General features: G+C 40.9%; 21 protein-coding genes and 1 pseudogene. 10 read left to right on the forward strand and 12 right to left on the reverse strand.

The features are described 5' to 3' along the window. The 5 genes from ACQKKK_RS18070 to ACQKKK_RS18090 all read right to left on the reverse strand — a co-directional run bounded on the left by ACQKKK_RS18070 (position 1) and on the right by ACQKKK_RS18090 (position 5,669). Positions 1 to 1,482 (reverse strand): Na+/H+ antiporter subunit D, encoded by a 1,482-nt coding sequence (locus tag ACQKKK_RS18070; protein ID WP_427617889.1) that lies wholly within the window; start codon positions 1,480 to 1,482, stop codon positions 1 to 3. Next, positions 1,475 to 1,816: a Na(+)/H(+) antiporter subunit C gene (locus ACQKKK_RS18075; protein ID WP_427617890.1), complete on the reverse strand. Its 342-nt coding sequence runs from the start codon at positions 1,814 to 1,816 to the stop codon at positions 1,475 to 1,477. The genes ACQKKK_RS18070 and ACQKKK_RS18075 overlap by 8 nt, the downstream gene beginning before the upstream one ends. Continuing rightward, on the reverse strand, positions 1,816 to 2,238 hold the full coding sequence (locus ACQKKK_RS18080) for a Na(+)/H(+) antiporter subunit B (RefSeq protein ID WP_427617892.1): 423 nt from the start codon (positions 2,236 to 2,238) through the stop codon (positions 1,816 to 1,818). Before ACQKKK_RS18080 ends, ACQKKK_RS18075 begins: the two co-directional genes overlap by 1 nt. Then, positions 2,235 to 4,640: a Na+/H+ antiporter subunit A gene (locus tag ACQKKK_RS18085; RefSeq protein ID WP_427617894.1), complete on the reverse strand. Its 2,406-nt coding sequence runs from the start codon at positions 4,638 to 4,640 to the stop codon at positions 2,235 to 2,237. Before ACQKKK_RS18085 ends, ACQKKK_RS18080 begins: the two co-directional genes overlap by 4 nt. A gap of 858 nt (positions 4,641 to 5,498) precedes the next feature. After that, on the reverse strand, positions 5,499 to 5,669 hold the full coding sequence (locus tag ACQKKK_RS18090; RefSeq protein ID WP_427617896.1) for a hypothetical protein: 171 nt from the start codon (positions 5,667 to 5,669) through the stop codon (positions 5,499 to 5,501). Between the two features lie 977 nt (positions 5,670 to 6,646). On the opposite strand from ACQKKK_RS18090, the gene kapD reads away from it, so the two are divergent. Next, positions 6,647 to 7,270 carry a 3'-5' exonuclease KapD gene (gene kapD / locus ACQKKK_RS18095; RefSeq protein WP_427617897.1) on the forward strand — a complete coding sequence of 208 codons (624 nt, stop codon included), beginning with the start codon at positions 6,647 to 6,649 and terminating at the stop codon, positions 7,268 to 7,270. A 37-nt stretch (positions 7,271 to 7,307) separates the two neighbouring features. Here the strand turns inward: kapD and ACQKKK_RS18100 are convergent, their stop codons facing one another. Next, complete coding sequence (locus ACQKKK_RS18100) at positions 7,308 to 7,694, reverse strand: kinase-associated lipoprotein B (protein ID WP_427617899.1); 387 nt, start codon at positions 7,692 to 7,694, stop codon at positions 7,308 to 7,310. A gap of 178 nt (positions 7,695 to 7,872) precedes the next feature. Between ACQKKK_RS18100 and ACQKKK_RS18105 the strand changes: the two genes are divergently transcribed. From ACQKKK_RS18105 to ACQKKK_RS18120, 4 genes are all read left to right on the forward strand, one after another. After that, positions 7,873 to 8,463 carry a peptidylprolyl isomerase gene (locus ACQKKK_RS18105; RefSeq protein ID WP_427617901.1) on the forward strand — a complete coding sequence of 197 codons (591 nt, stop codon included), beginning with the start codon at positions 7,873 to 7,875 and terminating at the stop codon, positions 8,461 to 8,463. Between the two features lie 133 nt (positions 8,464 to 8,596). Next, on the forward strand, positions 8,597 to 8,821 hold the full coding sequence (locus ACQKKK_RS18110; protein WP_427617902.1) for a hypothetical protein: 225 nt from the start codon (positions 8,597 to 8,599) through the stop codon (positions 8,819 to 8,821). A 194-nt stretch (positions 8,822 to 9,015) separates the two neighbouring features. After that, positions 9,016 to 9,492, forward strand: a complete 477-nt coding sequence (locus ACQKKK_RS18115) for a GNAT family N-acetyltransferase (protein ID WP_427617904.1) — start codon at positions 9,016 to 9,018, stop codon at positions 9,490 to 9,492. A 26-nt stretch (positions 9,493 to 9,518) separates the two neighbouring features. Then, positions 9,519 to 10,133 (forward strand): PH domain-containing protein, encoded by a 615-nt coding sequence (locus tag ACQKKK_RS18120; RefSeq protein ID WP_427617906.1) that lies wholly within the window; start codon positions 9,519 to 9,521, stop codon positions 10,131 to 10,133. A 41-nt stretch (positions 10,134 to 10,174) separates the two neighbouring features. Here the strand turns inward: ACQKKK_RS18120 and ACQKKK_RS18125 are convergent. After that, a pseudogene (locus tag ACQKKK_RS18125) lies at positions 10,175 to 10,846 on the reverse strand (manganese catalase family protein). Positions 10,847 to 10,969: 123 nt separating this feature from the next. Between ACQKKK_RS18125 and ACQKKK_RS18130 the strand changes: the two are divergent. Further along, on the forward strand, positions 10,970 to 11,725 hold the full coding sequence (locus ACQKKK_RS18130; protein ID WP_427617908.1) for a TraR/DksA C4-type zinc finger protein: 756 nt from the start codon (positions 10,970 to 10,972) through the stop codon (positions 11,723 to 11,725). 42 nt (positions 11,726 to 11,767) lie between these two features. On the opposite strand, the gene ACQKKK_RS18135 is transcribed toward ACQKKK_RS18130, so the two are convergent. Continuing rightward, entirely contained in the window at positions 11,768 to 12,943 is a 1,176-nt protein-coding gene (locus ACQKKK_RS18135) for a MalY/PatB family protein (RefSeq protein ID WP_427617910.1), read from the reverse strand. 103 nt (positions 12,944 to 13,046) lie between these two features. Here ACQKKK_RS18135 and ACQKKK_RS18140 point away from each other — a divergent pair, with 103 nt between their 5' ends. Then, entirely contained in the window at positions 13,047 to 13,307 is a 261-nt protein-coding gene (locus tag ACQKKK_RS18140) for a DUF1871 family protein (RefSeq protein ID WP_089361851.1), read from the forward strand. 121 nt (positions 13,308 to 13,428) lie between these two features. Here ACQKKK_RS18140 and ACQKKK_RS18145 read toward each other — a convergent pair whose 3' ends face one another. Beyond that, a complete protein-coding gene (locus tag ACQKKK_RS18145) occupies positions 13,429 to 14,271 on the reverse strand; it encodes an alpha/beta fold hydrolase (protein WP_427617912.1) in 843 nt (280 codons plus the stop codon). Between the two features lie 304 nt (positions 14,272 to 14,575). Between ACQKKK_RS18145 and ACQKKK_RS18150 the strand changes: the two genes are divergently transcribed. Both ACQKKK_RS18150 and ACQKKK_RS18155 read left to right on the forward strand, forming a co-directional pair. After that, positions 14,576 to 15,076 carry an Lrp/AsnC family transcriptional regulator gene (locus ACQKKK_RS18150; RefSeq protein ID WP_427617914.1) on the forward strand — a complete coding sequence of 167 codons (501 nt, stop codon included), beginning with the start codon at positions 14,576 to 14,578 and terminating at the stop codon, positions 15,074 to 15,076. Further along, positions 15,073 to 16,242 carry an aminotransferase gene (locus ACQKKK_RS18155; protein ID WP_427617916.1) on the forward strand — a complete coding sequence of 390 codons (1,170 nt, stop codon included), beginning with the start codon at positions 15,073 to 15,075 and terminating at the stop codon, positions 16,240 to 16,242. Before ACQKKK_RS18150 ends, ACQKKK_RS18155 begins: the two co-directional genes overlap by 4 nt. Positions 16,243 to 16,403: 161 nt before the next feature. Here ACQKKK_RS18155 and ACQKKK_RS18160 read toward each other — a convergent pair whose 3' ends face one another. Beyond that, the gene (locus ACQKKK_RS18160; protein WP_427617918.1) at positions 16,404 to 16,757 is read right to left on the reverse strand and encodes a helix-turn-helix domain-containing protein; all 354 of its coding nucleotides are present in this window, start codon (positions 16,755 to 16,757) and stop codon (positions 16,404 to 16,406) included. A gap of 141 nt (positions 16,758 to 16,898) precedes the next feature. Then, positions 16,899 to 18,242 (reverse strand): sodium-dependent transporter, encoded by a 1,344-nt coding sequence (locus tag ACQKKK_RS18165; RefSeq protein WP_427617920.1) that lies wholly within the window; start codon positions 18,240 to 18,242, stop codon positions 16,899 to 16,901. A 345-nt stretch (positions 18,243 to 18,587) separates the two neighbouring features. Between ACQKKK_RS18165 and yugI the strand changes: the two genes are divergently transcribed. After that, positions 18,588 to 18,992, forward strand: coding sequence for a S1 domain-containing post-transcriptional regulator GSP13 (gene yugI / locus ACQKKK_RS18170; protein WP_061465421.1), 405 nt, complete (start codon positions 18,588 to 18,590; stop codon positions 18,990 to 18,992). Between the two features lie 140 nt (positions 18,993 to 19,132). On the opposite strand, the gene ACQKKK_RS18175 is transcribed toward yugI, so the two are convergent. Then, entirely contained in the window at positions 19,133 to 19,366 is a 234-nt protein-coding gene (locus ACQKKK_RS18175) for a DUF378 domain-containing protein (protein WP_427617922.1), read from the reverse strand. Positions 19,367 to 19,565: the final 199 nt, after the last annotated feature.

The following is a 19,565-nucleotide window of genomic DNA, read 5'->3' on the forward strand; positions in this document are numbered from 1 at the left end:
CTACTCCTTTAAAACCGCTTTAATATAAATATCGGGATTCATTAATGTTTCTGCAGCTTGTGTAATGAATGGGTAAATCGATTCTGTTCCTACTCCGAATAAAACGGAAATGATAACAAGGAGGACGGCAGGAACCAGCATTTTATTCACCGTATTATTAGTTAAGGCATAATCAGCTTTTGGGGTTCCCCAGAAGCCATTCATGAATATTTTCATAACGGAATATAGAACCATCAAGCTAGAAAGCAAGACAACGGCCATTCCAAAGTAGGCTCCTTTTTCTGCAGCTCCCTGAAGAATCAAGAGTTTGCCGGCAAAACCGCTGAACGGCGGTATTCCCGCCAATGATATGGCAGCTATGAAGAAAGTCCATGCAAGGGCCGGGTATCGCTTGATCAAGCCGCCCATATCCCGTAAATCATCCGATCCGCTGATTTTGATCATGATGCCAACCAGCAGGAAGAGTGCAGCCTTGATCAGCATGTCATGAATGATATATAGGATGGAGCCCGATAAGGCCTGTTCATTCATGACGGAGATGCCGAACATGATCACCCCGACAGCGATGATGATATTGTAAATGATGATTTTTTTAACATCCCAATAGGCTATCGCACCAATGACACCGATGATGATGGTCAAGATTGCAAGTATCGCAAGGAAAGTATGGGTGAAATCCTGGTCATGGTAAAACATGACTGTATAGGTCCTGAAAATGGAATATATCCCGACCTTTGTCAGCAATGCCCCGAATAGTGCCATCACCGGGATTGGTGGAGCATAATAGGACCCAGGGAGCCATTGGAATAGCGGGAAAATGGCTCCCTTCAAACCGAATACGATTAAGAAGCCAATTGCTATCACCGAGATGATCCCAGGCTGGTTTACTTCCGCTATCCTTTGGCTGATGTCCGCCATGTTCAATGTACCTAGAACTGAATAAAGGTACGCAACCATGATGACGAAAAAGGAAGAGGAAAGCACATTGACGATAATATACTTCAATGATTCCCTCAGTTGGATTTTCGTCCCTCCCAGTACAAGCAGCACGTAAGACGCCATCAGCATGACTTCGAAGAAGACGAATAGATTGAAAAAGTCCCCCGTAAGGAAGGCGCCGTTAACACCAATCAGCAAAAATTGAAATATAGGGTAATAATAGTATCTCTCACGTTCTTCACCTATGGAGTAAAACGAGTAAATCAGTATAGCAAATCCAATGATATTCGTGGTCAGGACCAGCAGCGAAGAAAGCATGTCTGCGACGATCACGATCCCGAATGGCGCATCCCAGCTGCCGACACCGAGAGTCAAGATCCCATGAGCATGAACCGAGAACACCAGATAAAGGGATATTACGATTCCGATAAGAGAAGAAAAAAGAGATATCCCTCTTTGCAGCTTGATTTTTTTTGAAAAGAAAATGAGAAAGATGGCTGTGAAAAGCGGCCATAAAACAGGTATGAAAGTAAGATTATTCATTCGCTTCTGTACCTCTCATTTCTTCCATATCATCCGTTCCGAGTTCTTGGTATGTCCGATAAGCAAGAACCAGCAGAAATGATGTGACACCGAAACTGATGACGATCGCCGTTAAAATAAGCGCTTGCGGAAGCGGATCGACATAGGATGTAGCTTTATCACTTAGCAATGGAACGGAACCGCCTTTCAGACCGCCCATCGTCAAAATCAAAAGATGGGCGCCGTGACTGAGCAGCCCAGTACCGATTATGATTCTTAAAATGCTTTTTGAAAGCATTAAATAGGTCGCACACATAAATAGTATTCCAATGACAATGGCCATTAAAAGTTCCATTATTCACTCTCCCCTATCGTTTGAATAATGGTCATCGTTACACCAACAACCACAAGATAAACACCCAAATCAAACAGTACCGCGGTATGAAGCGAGATATGCCCAAGAAGAGGCAAATCGATATAATGATATACATGTGTCATGAGCGGCACCCCGAACAATAACCCGCCGGCAACGGTCAGGCTTGATATGAGCAAGCCTGAACCAACCATTAGCTTATAGTCAATCGGCAAGATGCCTGCGACGGTTTTAATGTCGAAAGCGAGCAACAGCAAGACTATGGCAGCTGAGGTCATTAAGCCTCCGACAAACCCGCCTCCTGGCGAATAATGCCCCCCTAAAAAGATGGCTACCGCAAAAAGCAAGATAACAAAGGCAGCGACCTTCGTAACCGTTTGGAGAATCAGGTCATTTTGCTTCATGATTTCTCTCTCCCCCCTGTCAAACGCAATTTGATCATCGCGAATATTCCGAGCGCAGCAATGGAAAGGACACCGATTTCAAACATCGTATCTAGTCCGCGGAAGTCAACGAGAATGACATTTACGACGTTTTTCCCGCCTGCTTCCTTATAAGCATTTTCAAGGTAGTAACTTGATATGGAATCAAATAGTTTATTGCTATGTGCCGATAAGGCAATCAATGTCACAATGACTCCTACACCAATGGATATCAGGGCATTATTCAACCTGAATGTCATCCGTTCTTCCTTTCTGCTTGCCAATAACGGAAGGTGGAAGAAACAAAGTAAAAACAGGGATACCGAAATCGTTTCGATGACCAGTTGAGTCAGGGCTAAATCCGGTGCCCGCAACAATACGAAAAATAGGGAAATCGTATAACCGACCGCTCCTAGAATGATAATGGAAGTTAAACGGGACCTTGCAAACAAGATGGCGATCGAGCTAATCACGATGACTGCCGCTAATACCAATTCATATAAGCCGATCGGGGCAAAATTTCCTGTATCCAATTTAAAGGCATCCTTCCAATAGAGTGTAAAGCCCAATGAAAGAATGAAGAAAATGAATATGGAAAGCAAATACGTCCGAATCGAACCTGTCATTAAAAATTTCATAACGGAGGATGCTGCCCGTTCTAGCCCCCTTATCCCGTTATCATAAAGAGCATTCAGTGATAAACGTTCAGGCATCCACTGATGGATCTTTTGCCACTTCGGAAACGTTTTGTATAAAATGATTCCAAATGCAATGATGCCGACCGTCATCCAAAATTCAGGTTTGAATCCATGCCAGAATTCGATATGGACATGGAAATCGGGACCCGCCAAGCTTGGCTGTATGCTAGCTACCGCAGGTTCAATGATCGATGAAGATAGCAAGTTTGGAAAAATACCGAAAATGATGACCAACGAAGCAAGGATGACCGGGGAAATCAACATCCCAATCGGTGCCTCGTGGGGCTTCTTGTCCAATAGGTGTAACTGAAGTTTGCCTGTAAAAGGTTTGAGCACAACGATCATGCTGTAAATAAAAGTGAATACACTGGCAACCCATGCTACAACAGGGAACAGTATGCCCCATGTCTCCATATTGAAAATATTCAGTTCCAATACATTCACCATGCTGGCCAAGAACATTTCCTTACTTAAAAAGCCATTGAAGGGCGGAAGGCCAGCCATTGAAAAAGCACCTATGACGGCGACGGTGAAAGTAATCGGCATCAACTGCATCAATCCGCCAAGCTTCCTGATATCACGTGTACCGGTTTCATGATCAATGATGCCTGCAACCATGAAAAGGCTGCCTTTAAATGTCGCATGATTAATTAGGTGGAATACGGCTGCAACCGTGGCTGCCAAGTATATATTCTCCCCTAAAGAATCATAGTGGAGAGCTGCGGCACCAAGTCCCAAAAGTGACATGATCAATCCGAGCTGACTGATGGTGGAAAAAGCGAGAATCCCCTTTAAATCGGTTTGCTTGATTGCAGAGAATGAGCCCCAGAACAAGGTAATCAATCCGGCAATCGAAACGAGCCAGAACCACGATCCGGATTCTGCAAAAACAGGACTTAAGCGGGCAACCAGATAAATTCCGGCCTTGACCATTGTCGCGGAATGAAGGTAAGCGCTGACAGGTGTCGGAGCTTCCATTGCGTCAGGAAGCCAGATATGGAACGGGAACTGGGCGGATTTAGTGAACGCACCAAGTAGCACAAGTAAAAGTGCAGGAGTGAAGAGCTGGTGGTCCATAAGTTCCCCACTTTGTGCTATCAATTCACGTATGCTGAATGTGTTCCCCATAATGGAAAGGAGAATGACTCCTCCAAGCAGGCTTAAGCCTCCAAGCACGGTGATCAGCAGGGATTTCTGCGCTCCATAACGTGAACGCTCCCTTTCATTCCAATATCCTATTAATAAAAATGATGATAAACTCGTGAATTCCCAAAATGTATAAAGAACAATTAGATTATCGGAAAGGACGACGCCCAGCATTGCTCCCATGAAAAGCAAAAGGAAGACGTAAAATTGGTTCAGCTTTTCTTTCTCTTTCGATAAATAGAAAACCGAATACAGAACGACAAGTGAACCTATCCCTGTAATGAGCAAGGCAAACAAAAGCCCTAGTCCATCTACATAGAAATCAATGTGAATTCCGAGAGAAGGAATCCATGCAGCCCTTTCCGTAATGATATCCCCTTGTTTGGTCAAGGTAATGAACCTTGAAAAATAGGTGAACAGGAGAATCGGTAAAACCAATACAAACCATCCTGTATGTATTTGACGAAATAGTTTGTATAATATTGGTACAATAAGTGCAAATAGAAACGGTGATAATACCGCCCAATGCAGTAAAGACATAAACTCCCCCCTTATTAAAACGATGTCATTCGTCTTATTATGCTTTTTTTACGCAATCTTAGACGTTAGAAAACCTTCGTTGAATATGTATTTTTGAGTCGATACTTGTCACGCTTAAAAGTATAACGCAAATTTTGTGGGTTTGCATGGCTTTAAGAACAGTGAAGGCCGACTAAAATGAAGTTTTATATATAGGTAGAAAAGGAGGGGAAATCGTCCCGAAAAATTTTAATTTAAATGTTTTTAAAGGGTGAATTAGTAGAGAATTTATTGTTAAATGATGGAATAGTTTGCATAATGTAGGGGAAAGGATGCATGGATCGAGAAATCATGAAAAACACTTATTTACTTAGCTACTTTCCAAGCATTTCAATCCTACTATTCTTCTTTTCCATTTATACGAAAAGGCGAAGGCTCATGTTATTTGGAAATCTGCTGATCTTATTGCTCCTATTATTCTTTATGGTTTTTGCCAGATTAAAGTTGATCCTCGAGTCTTTATTATTATTCTTTTCCAGGCTTCGGAAGGTAAAGCCCTGAACAGTGTAAGAAGGGAATCTGTCATATATATAATTGCGGTACCTGTCCAAACAAAGATCGGAAAGAAAACCAATTCGGCTAGCCTGGACAAACCCAGGCCTGCCTTGGTTTCAATAGTCACTTATTTTTCACTAGGCACTCTGGCTGATATCTTTCCGGTATGGTCACCTTTTTAAAGTCGAAAGCATCCAAATACTTAAAACTTCTCTAATCCTTATGCCGGGTTTGAGACAGGACTGAGCAAAGGCAGTCCTTAGTGTGACCAACCCAAAGCTGTCACCGAATAGTTATTGCTCAATAGCTTGCTCCGTTTACGGGCTAATTGATGTCAGCATCCGTTCTTCTATATAGTGGGGCAGAATCAAGGAGTGTCTTAAAGGCTGACCCTGGCTGCCGATAGTTTTGGTATGCTCCATTGAAAGAATTTTTTTTATAATCCTTTTCCCCAATCAAAGAGACAAGCTCGTGCGTATGATGCTGTATAACCACTAAAGTTCCTTCGATATCAATGCACCGATTTTTGATTGTAAAGCAGTCTTGGGTTTAGTTTACAGCTTGGTATCGAGTCGGTATGGATGGTTACACCGGAATCAAAAGCTTTTCGATCCTTTTATCCAGCTCTGCCTCACCTGCTGACGTATGGAAGAGACATTCAGAGGAGGCCACTGGGTTTTACAATTCCTGAGGAGCATATGCCACGTAATCGGTATAATAAGTCGATCGAGGTGGACAAGTCTAATTTAATCGTACTCTGATCTTCGACTAAGAGACTATAGTTTTCGGTTCGCCCTAACATGGGAATGGCAAATTGCAGGGTAACGGCACTGCCGCCTTGTTCGATTGTTTTATTTTGTGAATTGATAAGAAGCGCCCTTTCTGCCGGATAGGTCAACGCCTGCATGATCATAAAAATTTGTGATCCTCTGTTATGCTGAAAAGGTTTTGCCGGAAAAAGGGGATGTCATCAAGTTTAAAGTAAGTCCGTTTTTCACCATTGGAAATTTCACTGATCAATTGTCCATTTGCAGCCGTCATGTAACTAGTCCTGAGCCAGCTCTATCGAATCAATGGGAATTCGCCCGTCGAGTACATGATTGGGAGTTGGGGCTAATGATCACTCCTGATAGGAAAGGAAAATGAAAAGGACAATGCAGGAACTATGAAGAAAATCGTGATATAACCAAGATACGTGCGCATAGTTCAACTTCCTAACTAATATATTTTAGTATATTATTGGGAATAATGCAGGGATTAAAAGAATGGTGCTTTCGGTTCGTTCATCCACTAATATCCAATTGAGGAAGACAGTATATGGTTTTGAGTAAATCAGGAATGAAGGCAGTAGTCGTTCTGAATGGTGTAATATGAAAAACTTTCTAAATCTTCTGTTATAATATTCTCAAGAGAAAATAAAAACCAATTTTCGTTTATATATTGACGTCAAGAATAAGAAGGGGGTCATTAAAATGGAGGAACAACAGCAATATGTATTCATTGATTTTGAATTTACGATGCCGGAAGGAAAAGCGAATCCGGTAGGTTTTTATCCAGAAATCATTGAGGTCGGTTTAGTCAGCGTCATTAATGAGACGATTCAGGAACAATTCTCTTCTTTTGTTAACCCATTGAAATTTCCAGTCCTAACGGGAAGATGCAAGAAGTTCTTGAATATTACCCAAGATCAGGTGGACCGGGGGATTTCATTTGAAGAGTTGATTTCTTTATTGAAGAAAATAGATGAGCAGCACCCGACGACGATTGTGACTTGGGGAAATATGGACATGAAGGTACTTCGCCAGAACTGTCAGAAATCAGAATTGGATTTCCCTTTTTCAGGAAAACAAATAGACCTTTGCCTGGAGTATAAACGCTTTTTCGGAGATCAAAATCAAACCGGACTTTGGAAGGCTGTACAGGCCTATGGCAAAGAAGGGACAGGCAAGCATCACAGGGCGTTGGATGATGCAATTACGACATATAATATATTTAAGTTAGTAGAGAAAGATAAAAGTTATATGCAAAATCATGAACCGACGACAATTGGCGATCGCATTGATTTATCAAAGGTATTGAATCATTTAGCGTTATAAAAGCCAAATCATATACTACTGATTTGGCTTTTATGCTTTATTTGAAATAATCCGCCGCCAGATCTTCAAGCAACTGTAGGCTTTTATCATTCCACTCTGTGTTTGCTTCGCTTAAGGTGCGTTTCATTTTCCCAACAGCTTCTCTTAAGGACTCCTTATACTCAGGAATCTCCTCTTCAAAGCCCCTTACCATATTCTTAGGTACATTGGTTTGCTCCCGGAATGCAAGAGCACGCCGCTGATGGAACATGGACACTTCCGTTTGCTTCGGGTTATGAAGGTCCCCCTGCATGGGATGCTTCATGACAGCCAACACTTTAACAAGATATGCAGCAGGTCTGATATCGGTGATTTCCCCGATGTATTTTCCGGTTTTATATATAGCGGTAACCTTATCGCCGATTTTAAAATCCTGTTCTGACATTTCCCTACCACCTTTCTTTTAACTTCCTTCATGATACATAAGAACAACGATTTTTCACAGCGAATTCGTGCAATTTCGCAAAGATGCTTTTTTTATAAAAATCGTGTAAAGTGTACAAATGAAGATGGAAAATGGCGTTACAGGCCATTTATTTAAAAAAAGAAAGAGGGTATATACAATGACAAACTTTCCACAATTAACAAGTGAAGTTTTGGAAAATGAAAAAGCGGTCATCATGCAAACGACGATGGGCGATATTAAAATTAAATTATTCCCTGAACTGGCTCCAAAGACAGTGGAAAATTTCATGACTCATGCTGAAAATGGTTATTACGAAGGAATCATTTTCCACCGTGTCATCAAGGATTTCATGCTTCAAGGCGGAGATCCGACAGGTACTGGAATGGGGGGAGAAAGTATTTGGGGAACTCCATTTGAGGACGAGTTCTCCATGCAATTATTCAATTTGCGTGGAGCGCTTTCCATGGCAAATGCAGGCCCGGGAACAAATGGCAGCCAATTCTTCGTCGTACAGGCTCAGCATGTAGATAGCAGGATGGGTGAGCAGATGAAGCAAGCCGGTTATCCGGAAGAAATCATCAACGCTTATATGGAACAAGGCGGCACACCATGGCTGGACCATAAACACTCTGTTTTTGGACAGGTGGTCGAAGGCATGGACGTTGTTGATACGATTGCTAATGTTGAGACAGTTGCGGGAGATAAGCCAGCAGTGGATGTAGTCATTAAAGGAATCACCATTTTATAACTAAAAGAGAAGCGGGGGGCTTAGTGCCTCTCGTTTTTTTATGTTTTAGCTGATTTGCTCCACTAGTGGATTGTTTTGGAAATTGATATAATGGGATAAAGCATTTAAATTCCTATCAGGAAGGATGTATCGGATGAACTTTCTCAATCATACTTTACTAGGTTTGTTTCTTTACTTTCCAGAAGACAAGACTGAATATATCTCTGCAGGTATAACTTGCTTCATCTTTTTAGTAGCAGCCGTTTTTACGATGAGGGCAATTATAAGATATTCAAAAAAAGAAGAACTGAAAACCAAGCAATTCGAAGATGAAGTCACTAAAAGGAACCAGCGTATTAAGGATGATACTATTTCTTGATTCCGTAATATGCAAGTGCATTCACTAGAGTTCCAGCCTTTTTTTATACGAATATTGCTAATTAGAATATGAATGGTATTATGTTTTGTTAGAAGGCCGTAAAGGACTTGACTGAAGAATAAACTGTTCCCTTATCAGCATAAGCAATTTATACTATAAGCATAGAGATAGAAACTTTGGGGGCGTAAATAGTTATGCAAATCGTAGCTAAAAGAATGATTGCGACGGATACGGTTAAAAGTTTTTTCATTCAGCACTGGGAGACGACACAAGTCGTCTTTTCAAGGGGCTTGTTTCATTATGCGGAACTTGAGGGTTTTGGAGTGATGGACGAGAATGAAAAAATCATGGGGTTAGGAACGTACAAGTTGTCCGACCATGTATGCCAAATCATTTCTTTGAATAGTGAGCATGAGAATCAAGGAGTGGGCTCATCGTTGCTTTATGTAATGGAAAATATCGCCAAGGAGAAAAATTGCCATACTATTAAAGCGATTACAACGAACGATAATTTACAGGCATTGAAGTTTTTTCAAAAGCGTGGTTATGTCATTTCGGAAATCGTTAAAAATGCGGTTGAAGAATCACGGAAAATCAAACCTGAAATACCATTTTACAGTTTTGAGGGAATTCCGATCCGAGATGAGATAATACTGGAGAAATACTTATAATACCTGAATTGATAGGAGGAATAGGGATGTTTAAGAAAATTGCGGCTGATGCCCTTGGACTTAGTGATATTGGAAGTGTGATTGGCCCTGCCAATTATGACAAGGTGGATGCAGATGACTATATCATGCATGAAGACGAGGAAAAAATTTATTTCCTGATTAAATCGAAAACCGATGAGTACTGTTTCACGAATCAAGCGTTCATACATTTGGACGGTACAAGTGCCATAAGCAAAAAACGTACACTTACAAGATATAGCTACAGCCAGTATAATATTTCCAACGTTACGCTTGAAACGGCAGGGACCGTGGATTTGGATGCGGAAATTAAATTTACGATCGGTGCAAAGACGTTCTCCATTGATGTCCATAAGAAGTTCATTGAAGAATTAAAGGATTTATTCAAATCTCTAGTTAAAATATCGGAAATTTGCCATGAAAATGAATATGCCCTTCAATTTGCCCAGCAAAGCGTAAACCTTGCTTCTTCCACCCTGAACCAGGTTCGGACAGAGGGAAGCCAAATGGCTGCAAGTTTCTCGGAAATTAATTCCGCAGCTTTCGAATGGTTGATGGACAGTAGGAAAAAGTACCATGTGAAAGATTTTGGCTATGTTTTTGAGAAATATATCAATAATTAAAACAAGGAGGCGAACACGGAATGATGTGTCCGCCTTCTTTTTTACTTGTTCAAATCACTCAAACCAGGGCTGTGTTCATTTGGCCTATCTGGCATTTGAGGGACCGGGAATCCTTTTGGCGGCTCGGTGTCTCCCCTTGGAAAATTTCGCCGATTTGAGTTTGATCCAGCCTGAAATTGAATTGAGCATTATGATAGCCTAAATCCACATATTTGCGGCATTCAGGATATTTGTTCAAATCATAATTAGGTATAGGGAAGATTTTCCCCCAGCTGACCCCAAGGGTTTCCAATGCTTTGGCAAATGCATTTTGATGGGCATTGTCGCGGACCATTAAAAATGCCAATGTTTCACGCATGGCTTTATTGGAACTCATTTCATATATCCTCGACTTTTGCAGGACCCCCGTAGATTCAAGGATGACATTATTCAAAAGGTTCGCCACAAGATTGGAGCTGGTTGATGGTTGATTGGACAAGTTCAACGTGGCTTAGCTCCTCTAAGAAAACCCCGCGAATTAAATCACGATATTGTTTAGCGTTGCCGCGGAAGTTGGCACTTTGGAAAGAATACTGCATCATCGTCCGCATTTCACCGAATTGCCCACCAAGCGTTTCCTGAAGAACCTTTGCTGCATTCGGATCAGGCTTATCTGAAACGATCATATTGATTAAATCTTCTTTATAGAAATAAAAATAAAGCCCCCCTAGAATCAATATTTCTAATTTAGCTTCTGTTATCTCAATTAAATTATTCCTAAGGTAAAAAGTACCTTTATGGAATGGAGGGAAGAGAGAAATACTAGAGGGAAGAACGATTTTGAAAGGATGTTGCACATGCTATCCAATCATCAGCTAAAAGAATTTCAACAGCAATTGCAGCAAACAAAGCAAGAGTTGAAAGAGCGATTAAATGAATCAGGCAACTACGATTTAAGAAGAAGCTTGGAGGATTCGACAGGTGAGCTATCGAGTTACGATAATCATCCCGGCGATGAAGGAACCGAGTTATATGAACGGGAAAAGGATTTGGCCCTTTCCGAGCATGATCGGGATGAAATAAGGGATATTGATCGAGCGCTTTCTGCCATCGAGGCAGGTGAGTATGGAAAGTGCAAGGTTTGTTCAAAGGAAATACCACTTGAACGTTTGAAAGCCATCCCTACAACGACTTATTGTGTCGAGCATACTCCATCACAGGAAACTTCCCACAATCGGCCGATCGAAGAGGAAGTGCTGGGACCACCGTTTGGAAAGTTTGATTATGATGACCGGCACGAATCGGTTGCATTCGATGCGGAAGATTCGTGGCAGGATGTTGCCAGTTATGGAACATCTGAATCGCCTTCCGATTTTGTAAATCCGCCAAGCGATTACGAAGATATGTATGTCGAGTCCGAAGAAAATATCGGATATGTCGAAGATTATGAAAATTTTGTTGGTGTGGATATATACGGTAAAGAGATAACGGTTTACCCGAACTCCCAATATCAAGAATTGAAGGAAGAACTTTTTGAAGAAAATATTCAAACCCCGTTTGGTGATTTACCGCGATATGAGCATGATCCTTATGTTGATGAAGAGAAAGATTGAAAAAGAAGAACCAGGATTTTATTAACCCTGGTTCTTTTTTATTTATGGAAAAGCTAATTTCAAACGGTTTAAACCTTCCATCATAATGCTTCGTGAACAACCTAGATTCATTCGGACGAAACCTTCTCCGCCAGGTCCATATTTTGAACCAGGCTCCAATGCGAGCTTCCCTTGATGGATCAGCCGTTCCTTAATTTCCATGTCATTCAATCCAAGATCACGGCAGTCAATCCATAAAAGGTAAGAAGCATCCGGATGCATGACATGCAAAGAAGGAATTTCAGCAGCAATGAATTCCTCAGCCACTTTTATATTCTCCTCAATGTAGCCAATCATGTCTTCCAGCCAGTCTAAGCCCTCTCGATACGCAGCTTCCATCGCTGTTAAAGCGAAGATGTTAAGGCCATGGAAAGCCAATTTCGTTTGTGCCTTTTGTAATTTCTGCTGCAATTTTTCATTACTGGTGATTAGGAATGAAGCCTGAAGACCGGCAATATTGAATGTTTTACTTGGCGCCATTAACGTGACGGTTATGTCGGCTAACTTCTCTGAAAGCGAGCCTATCGGATAATGTCTGGATGTTGTATGGAATAAATCAGCATGAATCTCATCACTGACGATGACTACATCATATTTTTCACAGAGCTCCCCGATTCGAAGGAGTTCTTCTTTTGTCCAAACGCGTCCGCCAGGGTTATGTGGACTGCAAAAAAGGAAAAGTTTCACTCCGCTTTTCAGCTTGTCCTCAAAATCAGCGAAATCAATCTTAAAGCGATCTTCTTCTATGATAAGGGGACTATTGACCACTTCCCGGTCATTATTTTTGATCATATCAAAAAATGGTGTATAGACGGGTGATTGTAATAATATTTTATCGCCTGGGTCAGTGAAAGCTTGGATTGTTGTACCGATTGCAGAAACGACGCCAGAGCTAAATGAAATCCACTCTTTATCGATTTGCCAGGAGTGCCGGTCCCTAAGCCAGCTTTGAATTTCGGTGAAAACCGCTTCGGAAGGGACGGTATAACCGAAAATTGGATGATTCAAGCGTTCCATTAACGCTTTTTGAATGCCCTCAGGAGATGGGAAGTCCATATCGGCAACCCACATTGGCAGAACATCTTCGCGCCCATACAATGATTTGAGCGAGTTTTTATCCCATTTTACGGATCCTGAATTTTCCCTGTTAATGTGTTCTTCAAAAATTGACTTGTTCAAAATGTCCACCGCCGAATAAAAATTTGTCGTCTTCGCGAAAAGCCTGTTGTTATGATACTATGATATCATGTTCTTTGAAAATATTGAGCAGGTGATGATTAATATGGATACACAGCAAATGAATTTAGCGTTGGTTGCCGTTTTGCAAGAATGGGACCCTTTTCAAATAGGATGGGATCTATATGAACCGGAAATTGCGGATACGGTTGTAGCAATCCGGGATATAGATAGCCCGCAGGAACTGGCGGAAAAAATAAAGTCCATTTACGAGTTCGCTTTCGATGAAACCGTTAAGATGGAAAAGTGCCTGGAAGTTGCACAGAAGCTGCTCATTATAAAAAATGATGCCAGTTGTTCGATATAAAGGTGAAAAAGGGTGTACCCAGAAATCAGGGTCACCTTTTTTACGTTGTATTTTTGCTGTTTATTCATAGTTTGTGCTGTTTACTCGTGAATTGTGCAGGTTACTCGTGAGATTTGCTTTTTTACGTTGGAGAGGCTACTCCAATGAATTCCTTAATTAATTGATAAACTTCTTCCGGTTTCTCCTCTGGAAGAAGGTGCCCGGTATCCTCAATGATAACAAGCTCGGAATTAGGCAGGTCATCATGGAGCCTTTGGCCAATTTCCAACGGTACCACTCTATCATGCCTTCCCCAAATAAGCAGGCAAGGCGTATGGATATCACTAAGGTCTTCCTTCAACAAATCGATTTCCTTATCTCGGAGCATTCTCCCCAATGCACGGAAAATATCATGCTTCTTTATGAATGGCCCTAGATAGCCCTGCCGCATTTCATCGTCAATCATGGCCGGGTCATGGACGACTTTTTTCAAGTTCTTTTCGATCCCTGACTTTTGTAAATACCGTTTTATCCCGTATGAAAAGAAAGGCAGGTAACTGACCATCTTCATTTTTTCCGAATAGCCGGGCTGATAGCCTGATCCGGCAAGGAGGATGGCATGGTCGACAAGATCAGGGTGTGATTTTATGAGCTGCAGGGAAATCTGCCCGCCCATGGAATGGCCGATAATACTGAATTTCCTGATATTTTTCCCCTCTAAGAACAGAACAACGGAATTAGCAATGTTCCGGAATGAATATGTATATCGATGATCCTTTCCGCTTTGCCCAAATGGGGGAAGGTCTATTGAGATTACATTGAATTCCTTGATTAAATAGGGCACTAATTTACGGAAACTGAAGCTGGATGACAAAAATCCATGAAGCAGTACAAGGGTGGGGAAGGAATCATCCACATGGTCATATTCAAAATAGATTTCTATATTTTCCACCCGTTCAACGCCTTTGATTGTATGAATTTCCATAAATCCCTTTCTCCTCCGGTATTAGTCATTGATACAAGTGTATGTTCACCTGAATATTCCAAAAAAGGTCCTTAATTACTGTTGCATAACAGTAATTGTAATAATAACGATGAAAAAAGACAATTACTATAACAGGTCGCCAACCAATTTTGATATAATAGTATAAGTTTATCCTGACAGAATAGGACTTATTAATTTATATTGTCATATAGGATTCTAAAAAAGTCTAATAAGGTAATTCTGAGACTATCTGCCAGCCAAACATCACGTCTAAATTAGTGAATTCCAAAAGGGGGGTTTTCCAATGCACTTGAATGAAGAGGAATTGGAAGTCTTGAGAATCATTGAAAATAACAGCCGGATTGACCTGAAGGATTTGGCTAAAATGACCGATCTATCAAAAGCGGACATTGAAATAACATTGAAGAAATTAGAAGATATGCGGGTTATTGTACGTTATTTAACAGTCATTAACTGGGCGAAAGTGGATGAATACCATGGTGTCACAGCGATGATTGATGTAAAAGTCACTCCAAAACGCGGTGTCGGTTTTGATGAGGTAGCAAAAAGGATTTACAAATTCAAAGAAGTCGAGTCCGTTTATTTAATGTCAGGGGCTTATGATTTATCAGTCATTGTCGAAGGGCGTTCGATGAACGAAGTGGCAAACTTTGTTTCAGAAAAACTTTCGACACTGGATTCCGTCATTTCTACGACGACTCACTTCATTATGAAAAAATACAAGCACGATGGCACAATTTTTGATCAAACTGAAGAAGACAAGCGGATAGTGGTGTCACCATGATTAAAACGAGTTATGTTTCAAGAACGATTGCAGAGCTTAAACCATCAGGCATCCGCCGCTTTTTCGACCTGGCAGCCAATTTGGAAGGGGTCGTCTCACTTGGTGTGGGTGAACCGGATTTCGTTACATCTTGGGCAGTGAGGGAAGCTGCGATCAACTCCTTGGAGGAAGGGTATACCTCTTATACGGCTAATGCCGGATTATTTGAATTAAGGTCGGAAATCAGCTGGTATATGGAGAAGCAGTTCCATGTTTCATATAGACCAGAGGATCAAATCATTGTCACGGTCGGAGCAAGCCAGGCTCTCGATATTACCCTGAGGACCATCTTGAATCCAGGTGAAGAAGTCATTGTAGTGGAACCTTGTTTCGTCGCCTATGCACCGCTTGTGACCATGGCAGGGGGAATACCGGTTACGGTCCAAACTTCAAAGGAAGATGACTTTAAGTTGACCCCCGGGCAACTCGAAGCGGCAATCACGCCTAAAACGAAGGCGGTTTTAATTTGTTCACCGAATAACCCGACTGGAACCCAGCTTGGACAGGAAGAATTAGTGATGCTTGCTGATATCATTAAAAAGCATGACTTGCTTGTCATTTCCGATGAAATCTATGCTGAACTTGCTTATGATGAGAAATTCACCTCTTTTGCTGCCATTGACGGCATGCTTGAGCGGACAATTGTCATCAATGGGTTTTCGAAAGGTTTTGCGATGACTGGATGGCGTCTTGGGTTCGTTTGTGCACCTAAGGAAATTTCTGAAGCGATGCTTAAGCTTCATCAATATGCGATGATGTGTGCGCCAACCATTGCTCAACATGCTGCATTGGAAGCTTTAAAGCACGGAATGCAGGATGTGGAAGAAATGCGTCGGAGTTATCGGAGAAGACGAAATTATATCGTGAATTCATTTAACGATATGGGTCTTGATTGTCACAATCCCGGCGGGGCATTTTATGCTTTTCCTTCCATCGAGAAAACAGGGATAACTTCGTTGGAATTTGCTGAAAAACTTCTGACGGAAGAACTTGTAGCCGTTGTACCGGGAGATGTATTCGGGGAAAGCGGTGAAGGTCATATCCGCTGTTCCTATGCATCCTCCATGGAACAACTTCAAGAAGCGCTTAGAAGAATGGAACGTTTCATGAAGAACCATAGCCAATAAAAGCAAAAAAATAGGGATCCGGCCGTTACAAGCAGCCGGATCCCTTTCCATAGGGGGAATTAGAAAAAAGAGTTAATCTAATGGATTAACATAGAAAGTGTTAATCATAGTATATCCAGCACCCTGAAAAAAAATACACATACTAAGACCATTTTTTTCAATTATGCTTGTGTATTATATAAAGTATGCATAACATTCAGAATTTGTTCTTCGCTAAAATCTTTAGCTGTTCTTAGGATGAGCTCAGCTTTTTTGGATCCGATTTCTTCAATCAGCTTTTTTATGTCCTCGTCAACACCAGAAGCGTTCCCGGTTGGGGCATCCTTCAAGAATTCTGAAGCTGGAATGTCAAGAACGGTGGAAAGCCGCAAAATGGTTTGAGTATCAGGAACCGATTCACCAGATTCATACATTTCAATCTTTTTGGTGCCGATTCGTAATTTTAAAGCCAGTTCCTGTTGAGTGAGGTTATGATCTTCTCGATATTGCCGGATATTCTTCGCGATATTTGACATAGTCAGGCACTCCTTTTTCAGGAAAAAATTTTCTTTATGTAATGATTTTACCATATTATAACTAAAGGAAATCAAATGAATATGAAGGTTTTGTGAAAGAAAATGCCGCTTCGAGAAATATCGAAACGGCATTTTGGATTTTTAAATGAGATTAATTGACTTAAGAAATACGAGTATAATCATGATCGGCACAATGTAGCGAATCAGGAAGTACCAAAGTTTAAAAAGTGACCGGCCGGAATCTGCACCAGTTTCGAACTCTTTTTGAACCTCGATCCTTTTCATTTGATAACCGATGAAAAGGGATATGAACAAGGCGCCGACAGGCAGTGCGATATTGCTTGTCAGATAATCAGCCAAATCGAATATGGGTAAATTGAAAATCTTCACATCCGAAAGTACCCCAAATGATAATGCGCTTGGAATTCCAATCAAGAAAACGATGATACCAGCTATCCAAGAAGCCTTCTTCCGCTTTGCGGTATCACCTTTGATTATGGCTGCAACGACGATTTCGAGAATGGAGAAGGCCGTTGTAAGGGTAGCGAATAATAATAATATGAAGAAAATGACCATGAAGATCCCGCCGAGCGCCATTTCATTGAATACGGCAGGCAACACGACGAATACTAGTCCAGGACCGCTAGAAGGGCTGAAGCCCAGTGCGAAAACAGCTGGGAAGATGACTAAACCTGCTAACAAGGAAATGAAGATATTCAGTCCAACCACTGAAAAGGCCGATTTAGTTATATCTTCTTTTTTACTTAAATAGGATGCATAGGTTACCATCACTGAAACACCAACACTAAGTGCAAAGAAGGATTGGCCAAGAGCTAATAGGATCGTTTCCCCTGTTAAAGCGGAAAAGTCCGGCTTCAAGAAGAATTTTACACCCTCCATTGCTCCATCCAGAGTCAAGGAACGGATGAGGAGAATAATGAAAAGAATGAACAATGAAGGCATCATATATTTATTCGCTTTTTCAATTCCTTTGGATACGCCACCTTGCACGACCCAAATGGTAAAAACCATGAATAATAATTGAGCGATAACCGTTTCATAAGGATTGCTGATTATCGTATTGAAGAAGTTTCCATATTCAGTCTGTGTTAAGTTTGAAAGAGAACCGGTTAAACTTCTTCCTAAATAGGAGACAATCCAGCCACCAACGACACTGAAGAAGGAAAGCAGAATGATGGAAGCGACGACACCGCCATATCCGATCAAAACCCAAGGCTTTCCTGGGGCGATATATTTATATGCGCTAACGGCATCCTTTTGTGCATTTCGGCCAATGGTGAACTCCGCTATTAAGATAGGTGCACCGATAAGCAGGGTGAATAGAATGAATAGTAGGAAAAAGGCCCCGCCACCATTCGCCCCAGTCATGTATGGGAGTTTCCAGATGGCGCCTAATCCAATAGCGGATCCCGCGGCTGCCAGGATAAACCCAAGTTTTGAAGTCCATTGATCTTGTTTTGACATGATGGAAAAACTCCTTTAGATGTAAAGATTATTTAGCTGTAAATTACTTTCTTTAAAACATTTTCTCATCTTACTATGATTATGAGGAAATGGATAGTGTTTTAATATTACAATCTTTAGAAAAATGAGTAAATATCTTAAGGAAATGAAGGTTATTTGCAAATTTTTAGGATAAGTTATAAATAACGATCTTATAATATTTATTATTTCCAAAAAACAAACATTTTTAATGAGTAAAACTTCAGAAAGTATGGTATACTTAACTTTGATTATTTTCCAATTATGTGATATAATTTTTTATTGCGTGAAAAGACGAAAAAATATATATAAAATAGGAGTGTTACCATGTCTGAAAAATTCGAAATTGGTGCGGTAGTTACTGGTAAAGTAACTGGTATTCAACCATACGGTGCTTTTGTTGCTTTAGATGAATCAACTCAAGGTTTAGTTCATATTTCTGAAATTACTCACGGATTCGTTAAAGATATCAACGAACATTTAAAAGTGAACGATGAAGTAAAAGTTAAAGTGCTTTCAATCGATTCAGCTGCTGGAAAAATCGGCTTATCGATCCGCGCAACAGAAGAAGCTCCTGAGCGTACTGAAGCTCCGAAAAAAGCTCCAAAAAAACGCCAAGCATCTGTTAAAGCAACATCTCACATCGAATCTACTGAAGGTTTCAACACATTGAAAGACAAACTTCAAGAGTGGATTGAACAATCTCAACGCGAAGACTTAATCAAAAAATAATTTTGTGAACCGACAGATCAATCGATCAGTCGGTTTTTTTTATCATTTTCAGGATTTCATGAAAATGAATTAAATAAAGCCGGGTCATGGATTTTATCCATGGTCCGGCTTTATTTTTATAGAACATAAACAAATCCCTTTCAACGAGTCGGTTTGGTTTCTGGCTCTCTGACAATTTCAGGACTTGGTTTAAAGAGAAGACCAAGATTAATGAGGCCGGCAATTCCAACCAATCCATAAATGATACGGGCCAATGCAGCACCTTGCCCTCCGAAAATCGAAGCGACTAAGTCAAATTGGAAAAAACCTATTAATCCCCAGTTTATTGCCCCAATTATTGTAAGAACAAGTGCAATTCTTTGTATTCCACTCATTGTACAGCCTCCTTTTTTTGAAAAACGTAGTTCTTTACTTATCATGCTTTTTCATCATGTAAATATACATCCTTGCAGATGTTCCGGACGGATGCTTTGTGTTTATATGGAACATTGGTCATAATGAAGAAAAGAAAAAATCTGCCAGTGGCCCAGTAGACAATTTTCGAGAGGCCGATGGGGCGTTAAGGAGAGAAAT

It is taken from the genome of Peribacillus sp. NPDC006672, from assembly GCF_050274955.1.
Classification (GTDB): domain Bacteria; phylum Bacillota; class Bacilli; order Bacillales; family DSM-1321; genus Peribacillus.